Annotated in this window: 17 protein-coding genes; 3 read left to right on the top strand and 14 right to left on the bottom strand. The window is 71.2% G+C overall.

Annotation, left to right across the window (positions count from 1 at the left end; all coding sequences use genetic code 11):
* Nucleotides 1–510: 510 nt before the first annotated feature.
* Complete coding sequence (locus ACH492_RS35975) at nucleotides 511–1,089, top strand: SCO3374 family protein (protein ID WP_398993001.1); 579 nt, start codon at nucleotides 511–513, stop codon at nucleotides 1,087–1,089.
* Here the strand turns inward: ACH492_RS35975 and ACH492_RS35970 are convergent.
* The 10 genes from ACH492_RS35970 to ACH492_RS35925 all read right to left on the bottom strand — a co-directional run bounded on the left by ACH492_RS35970 (nucleotide 1,068) and on the right by ACH492_RS35925 (nucleotide 9,499).
* Nucleotides 1,068–1,403 (bottom strand): Lsr2 family protein, encoded by a 336-nt coding sequence (locus ACH492_RS35970; RefSeq protein ID WP_398993000.1) that lies wholly within the window; start codon nucleotides 1,401–1,403, stop codon nucleotides 1,068–1,070. The two genes, ACH492_RS35975 and ACH492_RS35970, sit on opposite strands and share 22 nt — an antisense overlap.
* Before the next feature lie 143 nt (nucleotides 1,404–1,546).
* Nucleotides 1,547–2,068, bottom strand: coding sequence for an amino-acid N-acetyltransferase (locus tag ACH492_RS35965; protein ID WP_398992999.1), 522 nt, complete (start codon nucleotides 2,066–2,068; stop codon nucleotides 1,547–1,549).
* A 9-nt stretch (nucleotides 2,069–2,077) separates the two neighbouring features.
* The gene (locus ACH492_RS35960) at nucleotides 2,078–2,533 is read right to left on the bottom strand and encodes a BlaI/MecI/CopY family transcriptional regulator (RefSeq protein WP_398992997.1); all 456 of its coding nucleotides are present in this window, start codon (nucleotides 2,531–2,533) and stop codon (nucleotides 2,078–2,080) included.
* A gap of 100 nt (nucleotides 2,534–2,633) precedes the next feature.
* Nucleotides 2,634–2,807, bottom strand: coding sequence for a hypothetical protein (locus tag ACH492_RS35955; RefSeq protein WP_398992995.1), 174 nt, complete (start codon nucleotides 2,805–2,807; stop codon nucleotides 2,634–2,636).
* Between the two features lie 14 nt (nucleotides 2,808–2,821).
* The gene (locus tag ACH492_RS35950) at nucleotides 2,822–3,436 is read right to left on the bottom strand and encodes a hypothetical protein (RefSeq protein ID WP_398993008.1); all 615 of its coding nucleotides are present in this window, start codon (nucleotides 3,434–3,436) and stop codon (nucleotides 2,822–2,824) included.
* 505 nt (nucleotides 3,437–3,941) lie between these two features.
* A complete protein-coding gene (locus tag ACH492_RS35945; protein WP_215098503.1) occupies nucleotides 3,942–4,739 on the bottom strand; it encodes a type III pantothenate kinase in 798 nt (265 codons plus the stop codon).
* Nucleotides 4,739–5,752, bottom strand: coding sequence for a carboxylating nicotinate-nucleotide diphosphorylase (gene nadC / locus ACH492_RS35940; RefSeq protein WP_398992993.1), 1,014 nt, complete (start codon nucleotides 5,750–5,752; stop codon nucleotides 4,739–4,741). The genes ACH492_RS35945 and nadC overlap by 1 nt, the downstream gene beginning before the upstream one ends.
* 2 nt (nucleotides 5,753–5,754) lie before the next feature.
* A complete protein-coding gene (locus ACH492_RS35935; protein WP_398992991.1) occupies nucleotides 5,755–7,452 on the bottom strand; it encodes an L-aspartate oxidase in 1,698 nt (565 codons plus the stop codon).
* Nucleotides 7,449–8,582, bottom strand: coding sequence for a pantoate--beta-alanine ligase (gene panC / locus ACH492_RS35930; protein ID WP_398992989.1), 1,134 nt, complete (start codon nucleotides 8,580–8,582; stop codon nucleotides 7,449–7,451). The genes ACH492_RS35935 and panC overlap by 4 nt, the downstream gene beginning before the upstream one ends.
* On the bottom strand, nucleotides 8,579–9,499 hold the full coding sequence (locus ACH492_RS35925; protein ID WP_398992987.1) for a Rossmann-like and DUF2520 domain-containing protein: 921 nt from the start codon (nucleotides 9,497–9,499) through the stop codon (nucleotides 8,579–8,581). Before ACH492_RS35925 ends, panC begins: the two co-directional genes overlap by 4 nt.
* A 140-nt stretch (nucleotides 9,500–9,639) precedes the next feature.
* Here ACH492_RS35925 and ACH492_RS35920 point away from each other — a divergent pair, with 140 nt between their 5' ends.
* Nucleotides 9,640–10,797 (top strand): threonine aldolase family protein, encoded by a 1,158-nt coding sequence (locus tag ACH492_RS35920; RefSeq protein ID WP_398992986.1) that lies wholly within the window; start codon nucleotides 9,640–9,642, stop codon nucleotides 10,795–10,797.
* A gap of 204 nt (nucleotides 10,798–11,001) precedes the next feature.
* On the opposite strand, the gene ACH492_RS35915 is transcribed toward ACH492_RS35920, so the two are convergent.
* A complete protein-coding gene (locus ACH492_RS35915) occupies nucleotides 11,002–11,226 on the bottom strand; it encodes a hypothetical protein (RefSeq protein ID WP_398992984.1) in 225 nt (74 codons plus the stop codon).
* A 99-nt stretch (nucleotides 11,227–11,325) separates the two neighbouring features.
* Here ACH492_RS35915 and ACH492_RS35910 point away from each other — a divergent pair, with 99 nt between their 5' ends.
* Nucleotides 11,326–12,432, top strand: a complete 1,107-nt coding sequence (locus ACH492_RS35910) for a DUF5937 family protein (RefSeq protein ID WP_398992982.1) — start codon at nucleotides 11,326–11,328, stop codon at nucleotides 12,430–12,432.
* Here ACH492_RS35910 and ACH492_RS35905 read toward each other — a convergent pair.
* From ACH492_RS35905 to ACH492_RS35895, 3 genes are all read right to left on the bottom strand, one after another.
* Nucleotides 12,429–12,761: a zinc-binding dehydrogenase gene (locus ACH492_RS35905; protein WP_398993006.1), complete on the bottom strand. Its 333-nt coding sequence runs from the start codon at nucleotides 12,759–12,761 to the stop codon at nucleotides 12,429–12,431. The two genes, ACH492_RS35910 and ACH492_RS35905, sit on opposite strands and share 4 nt — an antisense overlap.
* Nucleotides 12,761–13,432: a response regulator gene (locus ACH492_RS35900; RefSeq protein ID WP_398992980.1), complete on the bottom strand. Its 672-nt coding sequence runs from the start codon at nucleotides 13,430–13,432 to the stop codon at nucleotides 12,761–12,763. The genes ACH492_RS35905 and ACH492_RS35900 overlap by 1 nt, the downstream gene beginning before the upstream one ends.
* 81 nt (nucleotides 13,433–13,513) lie before the next feature.
* On the bottom strand, nucleotides 13,514–14,716 hold the full coding sequence (locus ACH492_RS35895; protein ID WP_398992978.1) for a sensor histidine kinase: 1,203 nt from the start codon (nucleotides 14,714–14,716) through the stop codon (nucleotides 13,514–13,516).
* Nucleotides 14,717–14,788: the final 72 nt, after the last annotated feature.

Raw genomic sequence — 14,788 nt, 5'->3', positions numbered from 1 at the left:
AGTTGTGGTTGAGCATCCGGGCTTCTTCCTGAGCCAGGACGACAACCCGCCGCGCGCGGTCGGTGAACCTCTCGAACATCGTTAATCGCTCCTCAGAGCGGTCAGAAAGATTGGGGACGATCCCCTCCCTGTCCTTCCGCAGCTTAGTCCCGCAAGCGGGGACCGCTCATTCCAACTGCCGACACCCGTCCATGGCCTCCTGACCGCTGAACGCCGACACCTGCTCCAACCCGATGGTGCGAGACGATGTTCCCGCAGGCCAGGCAGTTACCCTCACCATCACTACGCCGATGGCGAACGTGAGACGGCCAAGCAGGCGTGTCGCCCCTTCCCACTAGGAATGTCTTACCCGTAACCACTGACAGTCCATGCGGCTCGCACCGGTTCCCTCAGCTACGGGCGAACAAACTTGCGCCCCCGAATGCGCCCACACACCCCCAAGTCGGGCACCGTTCGCAATCGGGGCTCCACTCTGCGTAACCCCCGGGGCTGGTCGGGAGTTCCCGGGGTATGCCCTTCACCGTCCCGCTCCCCCGCACGCCGTCAGACGGCGGCGTAGCGCGGTGGTACGAGAACGACCTCGGCTGGGCCACCGCCGACGGGTCGCCGGTGCGGCTGCTGACCGGGTTGCGCTTCGATGTGCTGGAGCTGCCCGCCGACGCGGGCGCCGCTGTGCTGCGCCGGACGAAGACCGCCGGGCCCGTGGCCCTCATGGGGCACAGAATGCGGCTCCTGGTGGCCGCGGGCAGCGCCGACGAGCTGCCTGGGCTGCTCGAGTGGCTGGAGTGGGGCGGGATCGCTCTCGATCTGACCGCCATCGGCGCGGGCGGCCTGATGACCGCCCCGCCGCCGCCGGGATGCCCTGGCTCCCGGGGGGCCGCCGTATGGCTGCGACCCCCCGTGCCGGGGCGCGAGGTGGAGCCGACGCTGCCGGCCCTGGTCCCTTTCGGGCGCAGTGCCGCAGCCGGTGGGGGAATCAGCCCCGATCTCGTACGACTTGTGGACACGGTGGCGACTGAGTGCCACCGGGCCCGATTGCTGCGTACGAATACGCCGCGTGCGAATACTCAGCCGTTGGCCTTCTCGTAAGCCTCGCGGACCGTTGCCGGGACTCGGCCGCGGTCGTTGACCTCGAAGCCGTTTGCCTTGGCCCAGGCACGGATTTCGGCGGTGTCCTTGTTGCCGCCGGCAGCCGCACGGCCCTTGCCACGGCCGGACGCGGCACGGCCGCCGGTACGCCGGCCGCTCTTGGCGTACGGGTCGAGCAGACCACGGAGCTTGTCCGCATTGGCGGTGGTGAGGTCGATCTCGTAGGTCTTGCCATCCAGAGCGAACGTCACCGTCTCGTCCGCCTCGCCACCGTCGAGGTCATCGACAAGAAGGACCTGAACCTTCTGTGCCACCGGATTTCCTTTCATCGAAAATGCAGTACGCGGAAAGGAAACCGCTTTTCCCTGGAAAACACAAACCCTTGGCAGAGGTTCAGAACCTCGAGAACACGGGAAACGTGCGCGATTCGGACATAGGGATCCGCCTCAAGCGGTGATCACAGGTGCAGAAGCATCCGGCTGTTGCCCAAGGTGTTCGGCTTCACTCGTTCGAGCCCCAGGAACTCCGCGACGCCCTCGTCATAGGAACGCAGCAGCTCGCTGTAGACATCTCCGTCGACCGGTGTCTCACCGATCTCCACGAAGCCGTGCTTGCTGAAGAAGTCCACTTCGAAGGTGAGGCAGAAAACCTTGCGTACTCCCAGCCAGCGGGCCGTCCGCACCAGCTTGTCCAGTACGTGATGTCCGATGCCGGTGCCCTTGAAGGCGGGATCGACGGCGAGAGTACGCACTTCCGCGAGGTCTTCCCACATCACATGCAGTGCGCCGCAGCCGACCACCCTGGCATCCTCGTCGCGTTCCGCGACCCAGAACTCCTGGATGGCTTCGTAAAGAGTGACCGTCGCTTTGTCGAGCAGGATGCCTTCACTCACGTACGGGTCGACGAGTCGGCGGACCGACGGCACATCGCTGGTCCTGGCCCGCCTGACGGTGATGGCATTTGCTGCGGCATAAGGCATGCCCCGACGCTATCGCTCCGGGGACGTCCCGCCGTCGGCGGCCTCGTCGCCAGGAACCTCACCCTGAACCTCACCCTGAACCCCGCCAGGAACCTCGCTCTGAACATCCCCCTGAACGAGTCGGACCGCGGCAAGGAGCGCTTCACGCTGCTCGGGCGACATCATGCCGAAGAAGGCGACAAGTGCGGCCGCCGGGTTGTCACTCTTGGACCAGGCTTCGTTCATCAGTGCGGCCGAGTACGCGGCCCGGGTGGAGACCGCCGTATATCGATAGGCGCGGCCGTCGACTTCTCGGCGGACCCAGCCCTTCTGATGGAGATTGTCCATTACGGTCATGACGGTGGTGTAGGCGATGGACCGTTCCTGCTGAAGGTCTTCGAGGACTTCCCGGACGGTGACCGGCCGGTTCCATTGCCAGACGCGTGTCATGACGGCGTCTTCCAGCTCTCCCAATTGGCGGGGCACATAACCACCATAGTGGGAGACGTCGGAATGGCTGGTTATTGACGTAACAAAAAGGACGTACGGCTAAAAATCGGCCGTACGTCCTCGGTGTGCGACGGGGTCAGTCGTCGCGGCCGACCTGCTTGGCGGACTGCGCGCGAGCCACGGCGGCGTCCACGATCGCATCCTCCTTGGCCTTGTTCGGGCCGCCCTGGCTCTTGACGATCGTCACGACCAGAGCGGTGAAGAAGACGGCCATCACCACGGGGGGCAGGAGCGCGGATACGTAGTCCATGGCTCCCAGAGTAGCTATCCGGCCGCGAGCTGTTCGGGCGGGGGCACGGGCCGACGGCGGGGCGGAAAGACCTCGGACGGCTTCGGCACCGGCTTCTCGCCCGGCGCGGGCGGCTTGGGCTGGGGTTTCTGCTGGGGTTTCTGCTGGGGCTTCTGCTGGGGCTTCTGTTGCGGCTTGGGGTCCTCGGCAGCGCGGCCGCCGACGAGCGCGAGGAGCCGGGTGCGGGGGGCCGGGGCGGTGGCCACGGCCCGCACCGCGCGGCCGGCCAGCCGGGCGCGTACGGACTGCTCGGCGAGCGTCTGGCAACGGTGCAGCACGGCGGCTCCGACGGGGTTGGAGCGCAGCGTGCGCAGCGCGGCCAGGTCTTCGGGGCGTGGGTGGTAGCCGGTGGCCAGGGCGTCCTGGAGGAGCTCCAGATAGCCCGTGGCGGAGCCGGGGAGCGCTTCGCGGTAGCGGACAAGGTCGGCGAGGAGGAACGTACGCAGTCGGCCGGCCTCGCGTACCGCCTCGTCCACGGAATCGGCCAGACGCAGAGCGTCCTGGACGTCGTCGTCGGCGAGAGGGACGGGATGGAGGGCGATGGCGAGGGCGCGTCGGAGCACACGCAGCTCGTCTGCGCTGAAGGCCATGCCGCCGCGGGATCCGTATGGCGTGGGCATGGGCCGACGATACGTGCGACTTGGACAAAATCGGGTTAATTGAGCAAGCCCGGGCGCGGCGGATGCGCGGCCGGGCCGCGGGTTGCGGCTGCGGTGCGGGCTGCGGGGTTGCCCGGTGCCGCGGGGCGCGGGGTCCGCGGTGCGGGCTGCGGGGTTGCCCGGTGCCGCGGGGCGCGGGGTCCGCGGTGCGGGTCGCGATGTTGTCCGGTGCCGCGGGTTCCGGTGCCCCTCCGGGCTCGACTCCTCGGGGTCGGCGGCAGCAAGGGGTCCGTGTTGATCACCGCGTCCGGCCGCCGATCCCCTGCGGGGACGACCCTGCACGGCCCCTCCCCACCAGCAGGCACCCCGGTACGGGCCCGGCGCCCGGGCACCTCGCCCCCTGGAAACCCGGAAACATCGGGGATCGCCCGCGAGACCACCCACCGGGCAGCAACCAGCAACGCCCCCGGCCACGGGGACCACGCGCCTGGAAACGTCACATCCGGGAGACGTTCCGCTCGTAGACCAGGCGCAGGCCGATCAGGGTCAGCCACGGCTCGTGCTCGTCTATCGCCGACGCCTCACCCAGCACCATCGGGGCCAGACCGCCGGTCGCGATCACGGTGACCTCGTCCGGGTCGTCCGCGAGCTCGACCTTCATGCGCCGTACAACGCCGTCGACCTGGCCCGCGAAGCCGTACACAATGCCGGACTGCATCGCCTCGACGGTGTTCTTCCCGATCACGCTGCGCGGGCGGGCCAGCTCGATCTTGCGGAGCTGGGCGCCCTTCACCCCGAGCGCCTCGACGGAGATCTCGATACCCGGGGCGATCACACCGCCCGCGTACTCGCCGCGCGCGCTGACCGCGTCGAAGGTCGTCGCCGTGCCGAAGTCGACGACGATCGCCGGGCCGCCGTACAGGTCGACGGCGGCGACCGCGTTGATGATGCGGTCCGCGCCGACCTCCTTGGGGTTGTCCATCAGGATCGGTACACCGGTCTTGATGCCGGGCTCGACGAGGACCGCCGGCACGTCGCCGTAGTAGCGGCGGGTCACCTCGCGCAGCTCGTGCAGGACGGAGGGGACGGTGGAGCAGATGGCGATGCCTTCGATGCCGTCGCCCAGCTCGTCGCCGAGCAGCGGGTGCATGCCCATCAAACCCTGGAGCAGGACGGCCAGTTCGTCGGCGGTGCGGCGGGCATCGGTGGAGATGCGCCAGTGCTCGACGATCTCCTCACCGTCGAACAGGCCGAGGACGGTGTGGGTGTTGCCGACGTCGATCGTGAGCAGCATCAGACGCCTGCCTCGCGCAGGTCGAGGCCGATGTCGAGGATCGGCGAGGAGTGCGTGAGCGCGCCCACCGCGAGGTAGTCGACGCCCGTCTCGGCGTAGGCGCGGGCGTTCTCGAGAGTGAGGCGGCCGGAGGATTCCAGGGCGGCGCGGCTCGCGACGATCGCGACGGCCTCCTCGGTCTCGGCCGGGGTGAAGTTGTCCAGCAGGATCAGGTCGGCGCCCGCGTCGAGGACTTCGCGTACCTGGTGGAGGGTGTCCACCTCGACCTCTATGGCGAGGTCGGGGAAGGCTTCCCGTACGGCCTTGAACGCCTCGGCGACGCCGCCCGCCGCCACCACGTGGTTGTCCTTGACCAGGGCGGCGTCGGACAGCGACATACGGTGGTTGACGCCGCCGCCGCAGCGCACCGCGTACTTCTCCAGGGCGCGCAGGCCGGGCGTCGTCTTACGGGTGTCGCGGACCCTGGCCTTGGTGCCTTCGAGCACGTCGGCCCAGGCGCGGGTCGCGGTCGCGATGCCGGACAGGCGGCACAGGAGGTTCAGCGCGCTGCGCTCGCCGGTGAGCAGATCGCGGGTGTTGGTGGTGACGGACAGCAGCTTCTGTCCCGCCTCGACGCGGTCGCCGTCCTCGACGTGCCGCTCCACCTCGAACGACTCGGTGCAGACGATCGACAGGACGGCCTCGGCGACCCTCAGGCCCGCGACCGTGCCCGCCTCGCGGGCGGTGAAGTCGCCGGTGGCGACGGCGTCCTCGGGGACGGTCGCCACCGTCGTCACATCCACGCTGCCGTCGAGGTCCTCCCCGAGCGCGAGGTGCGCGATGTCCTCGACCTGGACCGGGTCGAGGCCCGCGTCGGCGAGCAGCCGGGCCAGGGCGGGGTCGAGACCGCACTCGTACGCTTCGTCGTCTCCGCAGCCGCAGGCGTCTCCGCAGCCGCCCGCCTCGCTCGCGGGGGCGCCGATCTGGATCAGCGGTACGTCCACGGGACGCGGACGTTCTTCGGGCGTGCTCACGGTTACGGCTCCCTGGGGGCGTCGAGGACGGTCGGGGCGAAAGCGGTGTTCTCGGTGCGGCGGACGACGAGGCTCCGGTCGGGAGCGAGACGTACGACGAGATGGCGGCGCCAGTCGGCGTCGTCGCGCTCGGGGCGGTCCTCGCGCCAGTGGCAGCCGCGGGTCTCCTCGCGCTGAAGGGCCGCGGTGGTCAGCACGCGGGCCACACACAGGAGGTTCGACGTCTCCCACGACTCGACGCCGGGCTCGGCCGTCTTGCCCGAACCCTCCTGGTCATTCACGGCGTTGCGGTGGACCGCGTCCAGCGCGGCCGCCGCGTCGGCCAGGCTACTGGCCGAGCGGAGCACACCGGCGCCCTGCGACATGATCCGCTGGATGTCGGCGCGTGCCTCGAGGGCGATGAGCGGCAGTACGGACGGGGTGGCGGGCTCGGCGGCCGCACCGGCCCGTAGCGGGGCGCGGGAGGCGATGTCCGCGGCTATGCGCTCCGCGAAGACCAGGCCCTCCAGAAGGGAGTTGGAGGCCAGCCGGTTCGCGCCGTGGACGCCCGTGCAGGCCACCTCGCCACAGGCGTAGAGCCCGGGCACGGTCGTGCGGCCGTGCAGGTCCGTGCGGACACCGCCTGAGGCGTAGTGGGCGGCCGGGGCGACCGGGACGGGCTCGGTGACCGGGTCGATGCCGTGGGCGCGGCAGGCCGCCAGGATTGTGGGGAAGCGCTGCTCCCACATCTCGGCGCCGAAGTGGCGGGCGTCGAGGTACATGTGCGCCGCGCCCTGTTCCTGCATGCGGCGCATGATGCCCTTGGCGACGATGTCGCGGGGGGCGAGCTCTGCCAGCTCGTGCTGTCCGAGCATGAAGCGGGTGCCGGATGCGTCCACGAGATGAGCGCCCTCTCCCCGTACCGCCTCGGAGACCAGCGGCTGCTGGCCCTCCGAGTCCGCGCCGAGGAAAAGCACCGTCGGGTGGAACTGCACGAATTCGAGGTCGGAGACCTCCGCTCCGGCGCGCAGCGCGAGCGCGACGCCGTCGCCGGTGGAGACGGCGGGGTTGGTGGTGGCGGAGAAGACCTGGCCCATGCCGCCGGTGGCGAGCACCACTGTGGGGGCGTGGACGGCGCCGACGCCGTCGTGCTGGCCCTCGCCCATGACATGGAGGGTGATGCCTGCCGTACGGCCTTCGGCGTCCGTCAGCAGGTCCAGGACCAGGGCGTTCTCAATGGTGCGCAGACCGGCCTCGCGGACCGCCTCGACCAGGGCGCGGGAGATCTCGGCGCCCGTCGCGTCGCCGCCTGCGTGCGCGATACGGCGGCGGTGGTGGCCGCCCTCGCGGGTGAGCTCGATCTCCCCGGCCTCGGAGGTGTCGAAGTGCGCGCCGGTGGCGATCAGCCGGCGTACGGCGTCGGGGCCCTCGGTGACCAGGGTGCGTACCGCCTCCTCGTCGCACAGGCCCGCGCCCGCGACGAGGGTGTCGTCCAGGTGCTGCTCGGGGGTGTCGCCGTCGCCGAGCGCCGCGGCGATGCCGCCCTGGGCCCAGCGTGTGGAGCCGTCGTCCAGACGGGCTTTGGTGACCACGACCGTGCTCAGCCCGGTGGCCGCGCAGCGCAGCGCGGCGGTGAGGCCTGCGACGCCGGAGCCGACCACTACGACGTCGGCGTCGATGGCCCAGCCGGGAGCGGGGGCGGTCAGCCGTATTCCGGTCACTTGGCGGCTCCGAAGGTCGGGGGGTCGAGGGTCGGGGGATGGCCGGGCGTCGGGGAGTCGGGCGTCGGCGACTCGGCGGGCGGAGATTCGACGGGCTGAGATTCGAGGGGCGGCGGTTCGAAGACCGGGGGCCCGAAGGTCAGGGGGATGTTGTCGATCAGGCGCGTCGCGCCGACCTTCGCGGCCACTGCGAGGATCGCCTCGCCGGTGTGGTCGTCGGGGACCTCGGCGAAGGTGGCCGGGTCGACCAGGGCCAGATAGTCGAGGACGAGGGGCGGCACGGCCTGCGCCGCCTCGTCGAGGACGGCGCGGGCCGCGGCCCGTACGCCGTCGGCGCCGCCCGGTCCCGCCTGGGCCACCGCGTGCGCGTCGGCCGCGGCCCGCGCCTCGCCGATCGCGGAGAGCGCGGCGGCGCGGGCGTGCGTACCGGGGGTGGCCTCGGCGCGGGCGTGCAGCGCCTGCTGGGCGGCGAGCCGGTCGTGGGCCGCGAACAGCGCGCTGGACAGGGCGAGCGCGGTGCGCCGCTCCGCCGCCGACAGGTAGCGGTTGCGGCTGGACAGCGCGAGGCCGTCGCTCTCGCGGACGGTCGGCACGCCGACGATCTCGACCGGGAAGTTCAGATCGCGGACCATACGGCGGATCAGGGCGAGCTGCTGCGCGTCCTTCTGGCCGAAGAGAGCGACATCGGGGCGGGTGAGGTGGAGGAGCTTGGCGACGACGGTGAGCATGCCGTCGAAGTGGCCGGGGCGCGAAGCCCCTTCAAGGCGCTCGGCCATCGGGCCCGCGGCGATCCTGACCTGCGGCTCGCCGCCGGGGTAGACCTCGTCGGCGGACGGTGCGAACACCACGTCCGCGCCCGCCTGTTCGGCCGTCTTGAGATCGGCTTCGAGGGTACGGGGATAACGGTCGAGGTCCTCGCCCGCGCCGAACTGAAGCGGGTTGACGAAGACCGTGACCGTCACGAAGCCTTCGGGCCCGACCTCCGCGCGGGCGGCGCGGATCAGGGAGGCATGACCCTCGTGGAGCGCGCCCATGGTCATCACGACGGCGGTGCGGCCGGGGGCGGCGGGGTGGTCGAGTGCGTACTGAAGCGCCTCGCGCGTCGGTACGAGTTCGAAACTGCGGCTCATCGGGGGTCACCGTCCGCGAGGACGCCCAGCAGATCCTCCGCCATCTCCGGTTTGAGCATGCCGTGCGCGAGAGCCCGGTCGGCGGTGGTGCGCGCCATCGCCAGATAACCGGCGACCATGCCGGGCGCGTGCTTGCGCAGCTCCGCGACGTGGGCGGCGACGGTGCCGGCATCGCCGCGGGCGACGGGTCCGGTGAGGGCCGTGTCGCCGGAGCGCAGAGCGTTGTCGAGGGCCGCGCCGAGCAGCGGGCCGAGCATCCGGTCAGGGGCGGCGACCCCCGCCGTACGCAGCAGCTCCATCGCCTGCGCGACCAGCGTGACCAGGTAGTTCGCGCCGAGGGCGAGAGCCGCGTGGTAGAGCGGGCGGGCCTCCTCCTCGATCCACTCGGGCTCGCCGCCCATCTCGATGACCAGCGCCTCGGCGGCCAGCCGCAGTTCCTCGGGGGCCGTCACTCCGAACGAGCAGCCCGCCAGCCGCTGGACATCCACGCTCGTCCCCGTGAACGTCATCACCGGGTGCAGCGCGAGCGGCAGCGCGCCGGCCCGCATGGCGGGATCCAGCACCTTCGCGCCGTACCGCCCGGAGGTGTGCACAAGCAGCTGACCGGGGCGTACCGCACCGGTCTCCACGAGTCCGTCGACCAGCGCAGGCAGCGCGTCGTCCGGGACGGTCAGCAGCACCAGTTCGGCGCGGGCGAGTACCTCTGCGGGGGTCACCAGCGGTACGTCGGGGAGCAGCACGGCCGCCCGTCGTACGGACGCGTCCGAGACGCCGGAGACGGCGACCGGCCGGTGTCCCGCCAGCTGAAGCGACGCCGCGAGGGCCGGGCCGACGCGGCCGGCTCCGACGACGCCGACGGTCAGGCGTGCTGGACGGTCCCGCGGGTCGAGCGGTTCCTGTGGTGCTGTGGCATTCACGCGGCGGGGGCCTTCCGTTCCAGTCCGCGGGGGGTACCGGACGATTTCTCGTCATGCTACGCCAGCGCCACTCGCACCCTTGCGGTTGTCCACAGGCTGTGGGCGAGGACGCGGGCAGCGGCGTGGGCGATGATCGGGGCATGGCTGAAGCTGAAGAGGCTGAAGTGGGCGAGCAGGACGAGCGGCGGCGCAGGCTCGCCGCGTGGCGGGCCTCGCACCGGGTGCTGTGGCGGGCCTCAGCGGACCGCCGCGTCGGGGAGCGGCTGACGGCGCTTGCCGCGGACGCGGGGGCGGTCTACGGCCTCGACGAGTGGACCGACGTGTACGGCAATGGGGTCGTCGCCGAGCTGGAGCGGCGGGTGGCGCAGGTGCTCGGCTTCCCGGCCGCGGCGTTCTTCCCAACTGGGACGATGGCACAGCAGGTGGCGCTGCGGTGCTGGGCGGGGCGTACCGGGAACGCGACGGTCGCGCTGCATCCGATGGCGCATCCGGAGCTGCACGAGCGGGGTGCGTTCGGGGTGGTGAGCGGGCTGCGTACGGTCCACCCGACGAACGCGCCGCGGCTGCCGACGGCCGACGAGGTACACGACTTCGACGAGCCCTTCGGGGCGCTGATGCTGGAACTGCCGCTGCGGGACGCGGGTTTCGTCCTGCCGACATGGGACGAGCTGGTGGCGGTCGTGGAGGCGGCGCGCTCACGCGATGCAGTGGTGCACTTCGACGGCGCGCGCCTGTGGGAGTGCGCCCCGCACTTCGGCCGCACGCTGGACGAGATCGCGTCGCTGGCGGACAGCGTGTACGTGTCCTTCTACAAGTCCCTGGACGCGATTTCGGGCGCGGTGCTGGCGGGCCCGCCGGAGCTGGTCGACGAGGCCGTTGCCTGGCGCCACCGCTACGGCGGCCAGATCTTCCAGCAGTACCCCGCGGCCCTGTCGGCGCTGCTGGGCCTGGAACGGGAGCTGCCACGGCTCCCGTCGTACGTCGCCCACGCGAAGGTTGTGGCGGCGGCGCTGCGGGAGGGCTTGGCGGAGGCGGGCGTCCCGTGGTTCCGCATCCACCCGGAAGAGCCGCACACTCACCAGTTCCAGGTCTGGCTGGCGTCGGAGGCGGATGCGCTGAACGCGGCGGCGCTGGGCCAGTCGGAGGAGACGGGAGTGACGCTGTTCCGCAGGTGGTTCACGGAGGGCTGCCCGCCGGGGATCGCGGTCACGGAGGTGACGGTGGGGGCAGAGGGGCTGGAGTGGACGCGGGAGGACGTGAGGAAGGCGGTGGCGGAGTTTGTGCGGCGGGTGGGGTAGCTTCCCCCACCCCGCCCCTTCCCGGAACTGGGGATGCTCCCCATCCCCCTGGGGGGACCCGGCCTCGCGGCTCTCAGCGGCAGCGTGCCGCCTCGCAACCCCCCCGGGCGAAGCCTCGCGCCGCTCCGCAGGGGCGGGGGCACCCCCTGCCCCACAAATCAGGGCGGGCGGGTGGGCAACCCCCGCACGCGACCCGGGGACCCCTCAGCGGCAGGCGGCCCGCCTTCGCGGGCGGCGGTGGAGCCAGCGTGTCAGCGTTTCGCGGACGCGGCCGTGGGGGCCACAGCCCGGCACGACCGCCCGGAAGCGGCGGTAGTCGCGGATCTCCCGTACCACCTGCCAGTCGTGCAGACCCGGCTGCGGCGGAGCCTGGTCGCCGTGCTGGGATGCGCGGTAATTGTCGAGCATGTACTGATGCATGGCGTTCATGCCTTCACGTTGCGCCCGCCCCCCACCCCCCGTCCCGCCGATTGACGAGCCCCGTCAAATGGCGCGAGCCCCGCCCCCCCTTACCCGCACCATGGAGGCGTGAGCGTGACCATCGACATCGCGGGCCTGGCCCCTGAACGCATCGTCTTCGAGATATCCCCCCTCGCCGAACTGGGCGTTGCGCTGCACGCGCTCGCCGAGCCCGGGCACCATCCCGGGCTGCACGGCTGGGCCACCGCCACCGCCGCCGGGCTCAAGCCCGACCTCGCCGACCGGCTGCACGAGGCCGACTTTCTGTGGCGGTCGACGTTCTCGGACGTCTTCATGCCGTTCGCGGGCCTCCCGCTCGGCGGCGGCGGCGCACGCACCGGCGCCACCCTCGCCGAAGAGCTGGACCAGCTCGACCGGCTGGACGAGAAGCGGTTCGTCTCCGCCGCGCTGGAGTTCACCTGCTCCAGTGCGTACGACATGGGAGGACCCGTACGCCGCGAGCGCGCCCTCGAACTCGCCGCCACCCGCGGCCCCAAGCAGCTCGACTTCACCCGTCGGCTGCTGGACGACCCCGCTTCCGTACGCGCCTGGGTACGCCGTCTGTTCGAGGACTGCGACCATGCCTTCTTCGCCGACACCTGGCGCCGCGTCTCCACCCAACTCGCCGCCGACGCCCGGCACAAGAGCGAGCTGCTGCGCCACAAAGGCCTCGCCGAGGCGCTGCACGCCGTCTCGCCCGCGCTCGCGGTCGACGAGGACCGCACCCGTATCAGCGCCGACAAGCTCGCGGACGGACGTACGACCGCCGTCGACCCCGCCGTCGGCGCCGGGCTCTCCCTCGTCCCGTCCAGCTTCGGCTGGCCGCACCTGATGGTCCTGCACGCGCCCGGCTGGCGGCCTGTGATCCACTACCCGGTCGGCTCGCCCGCACTGCCGGGCCCCGCCCCCGTCGAGCTGCTGAAGCTGCGGATGGAGGCGCTGGCCCACCCCATGCGCATGCGCCTGTGCCGCAACCTCGCCCGTGCCCCGTTTACGACGAGCGAGCTGGCCGACGCGTACGGGATCACCGCACCCGAGGTCTCCCGCCATCTCGCCGTGCTGAAGAAGGCCGGGCTGATCTCCACACGGCGGCGCGGCCGGTACGTACTGCACCAACTCGACGTCACCGCCGTCGCCCGGCTGGGGAGTGATTTTCTGGAGACCGTGCTGCGTTAACCCTGGACGCGGAGCAGCAGCTTGCCCGTCGTCATACGGCTCTCGATCAGCCGGTGTGCCTCCGCCGCCTCGACGAGCGGCAGTTCGGCGGTCACGGGAAGCTCCACCTCCCCGTCGGCGACCAGCCGGAACGCTCGCTCCGACAGCGCGCGCAGCGCGTCCGGCGCCGTCTCCGCCAGCGTCAGGATCGAGAAGAAAGCCACCGACCGTGCACCGGGCCCGAGTTCGGCCGCGCCGAACTGCCAAGGCGCCTCGTCGCCTGAAACCCGGGCTGCCGGACCTCGTCCTCCGGGAAGACCGACTGGACTTCGTCCTACGGGAAGACTGATCAGCCGGCCCCGCCCGCCCGCACCAGTCCCGTCTCGTACGCCAGCACAACCACCTGCACCCGGTCCCGCAGCCCCAGCTTGGTGAGGATGCGCCCCACATGCGTCTTGACCGTGGCTTCCGAGAGCACCAGCCGGCCCGCGATCTCGCCGTTCGACAGGCCCTGCGCGACCAGCAGCATCACCTCGCGCTCCCGCTCGGTGAGCTTCTCGACCTCCTTGTGCCGCGGCTCCTTGCCGCTGCTCGGCAGCAACGGTGCGAACCGGTCGAGCAGCCGCCGCGTCGTGGACGGCGCGACGACCGCGTCTCCGCTGTGTACGGAGCGGATCGCGCCGAGCAGTTCGCCGGGCGGCACATCCTTGAGCATGAAGCCGCTGGCGCCCGCCTTCAGCCCGGAGAAGGCGTACTCGTCCAGGTCGAAGGTGGTCAGTATCAGCACCTTCGGCGCGTCCGGCTCCGCGCAGATCCGGCGGGTCGCCTCGACGCCGTCCAGCCTCGGCATACGGACGTCCATCAGCACCACATCCACGGCCGTGGAGCGGAGGTTCTCGATCGCCTCCGCGCCGTCGCCCGCCTCGGCGACGACCTCCATGTCCGGCTGGGCTGCGAGCACCATGCGGAATCCGGTGCGAAGCAGCACCTGATCGTCGACGAGCATCACACGGATGGACATGTCAGCAGGGTCCTCGGTCTCTAGTGGGCGAGCTTCTAGTGGGCAGGCTTCCAGTGGGCGGGGCTCTAGTGGGCGGCGTCTCTAGTGGGCGGGCTTGAGGGGAAGCAGTGCGCTGATCCGGAAGCCGCCGCCGGGCCGCGGCCCGGCGTCCAGCGTTCCGCCGACCATACCGACGCGCTCGCGCATGCCGATGAGCCCGTGGCCCCGGCCGTCGGCGCCGCCGTCCTCGTACATCTCGTGTGCCGCGCCGCGCCCGTCGTCCTCCACCAGCAGGCCGAGCCCGTCGTCGAAGTAGACCAGCCGTACGCTGGCGCCGACTTCCGGACCGCCGTGCTTACGGGAGTTGGTCAGCGCCTCCTGGACGATGCGGTACGCGGTGAGCTCGACGCCGCTCGGCAGCGGCCGCGGTGTGCCCTCGATCTTGAAGTCCACGGTCAGACCCGCGCAGCGCACCTGCTCGACCAGGTCCTCGATCTGCCGCACATCGGGCTGCGGGACGTATTCACCGCTCTCCTTGGCGTCGCCGGTGCGCAGCACGCCGAGCAGCCTGCGCATCTCCGCGAGCGCCTGGCGGCCGGTGGTCGAGATGGTCTCCAGCGCCTGCTTGGCCTGGTCGGGCGCGGCGTCCATGACGTACGCGGCGCCGTCTGCCTGCACCACCATCACCGAGACGTTGTGCGCAACGACGTCGTGCAGCTCGCGGGCGATCCTGGCGCGCTCGGCCGCGACCGCGACCTTCGACTGCGCCTCGCGCTCCTTCTCGAGCCGGGTGGCGCGCTCCTCGAGCTGGGCGAAGTACGCGCGCCGGGTCCGTATCGAGTCGCCGAGCACCCAGGCGAGGGCGAAGGTCGCGCTCATGACGATCGTGAAGAAGATCTTGCCGCCGGCCCCGGCGTCCTGCATCGGCCAGCGCACCTGCGCCAACGGCGCCGCGGACAGCCCGCCGACGAGCGCCAGCCGGGACGCCCAGCGCGAGCCGTCGTGCGCGGCGACGGTGTAGATGATCACCAGCATCGCGAAATCGGCCGGGTTGACCTCGACGTCCAGCGTGAGCTGGGCGACGCCCAGTACGGCGGCGAGGACCAGCATCCTCTCCGGCATACGGCGGCGCAGCGCCACGACCAGACTCAGCAGGAGAACGATCACAGCAGCCGCTGTCCGGGGCTCGACCCCGACGGGGGCAGCTGTGATCACCCACAGCATTGAGAACCCGAAGAGCACGACAGCCCAGAAGGTGTCGACGCCCGTCGGGTGTCTGCGGATGAAGTCATAGAGGAGCTGCACGTAACCCAGCGTAGGGAAAGCAGATAGGTGCAAGGGTCAACCGGAGGAGCGATCCGGACGGCGGAAGCGTAC

The organism is Streptomyces sp. NPDC019443, assembly GCF_044389785.1.
Lineage (GTDB): Bacteria > Actinomycetota > Actinomycetes > Streptomycetales > Streptomycetaceae > Streptomyces.
Note: the sequence above shows the minus strand (reverse complement) of the source record. Positions and strands in the feature narration are given on the sequence as shown.

Excerpts from the sequence above, each read along its gene's own strand:
- ACH492_RS35975 (WP_398993001.1), top strand. The coding sequence starts at position 511 with ATGCCCTTCACCGTCCCGCTCCCCCGCACGCCGTCAGACGGCGGCGTA.
- ACH492_RS35965 (WP_398992999.1), bottom strand. The coding sequence starts at position 2,068 with ATGCCTTATGCCGCAGCAAATGCCATCACCGTCAGGCGGGCCAGGACC.
- ACH492_RS35955 (WP_398992995.1), bottom strand. The coding sequence starts at position 2,807 with ATGGACTACGTATCCGCGCTCCTGCCCCCCGTGGTGATGGCCGTCTTC.
- ACH492_RS35950 (WP_398993008.1), bottom strand. The coding sequence starts at position 3,436 with ATGGCCTTCAGCGCAGACGAGCTGCGTGTGCTCCGACGCGCCCTCGCC.
- ACH492_RS35945 (WP_215098503.1), bottom strand. The coding sequence starts at position 4,739 with ATGCTGCTCACGATCGACGTCGGCAACACCCACACCGTCCTCGGCCTG.
- panC (WP_398992989.1), bottom strand. The coding sequence starts at position 8,582 with ATGAGCCGCAGTTTCGAACTCGTACCGACGCGCGAGGCGCTTCAGTAC.
- ACH492_RS35920 (WP_398992986.1), top strand. The coding sequence starts at position 9,640 with ATGGCTGAAGCTGAAGAGGCTGAAGTGGGCGAGCAGGACGAGCGGCGG.
- ACH492_RS35915 (WP_398992984.1), bottom strand. The coding sequence starts at position 11,226 with ATGAACGCCATGCATCAGTACATGCTCGACAATTACCGCGCATCCCAG.
- ACH492_RS35900 (WP_398992980.1), bottom strand. The coding sequence starts at position 13,432 with ATGTCCATCCGTGTGATGCTCGTCGACGATCAGGTGCTGCTTCGCACC.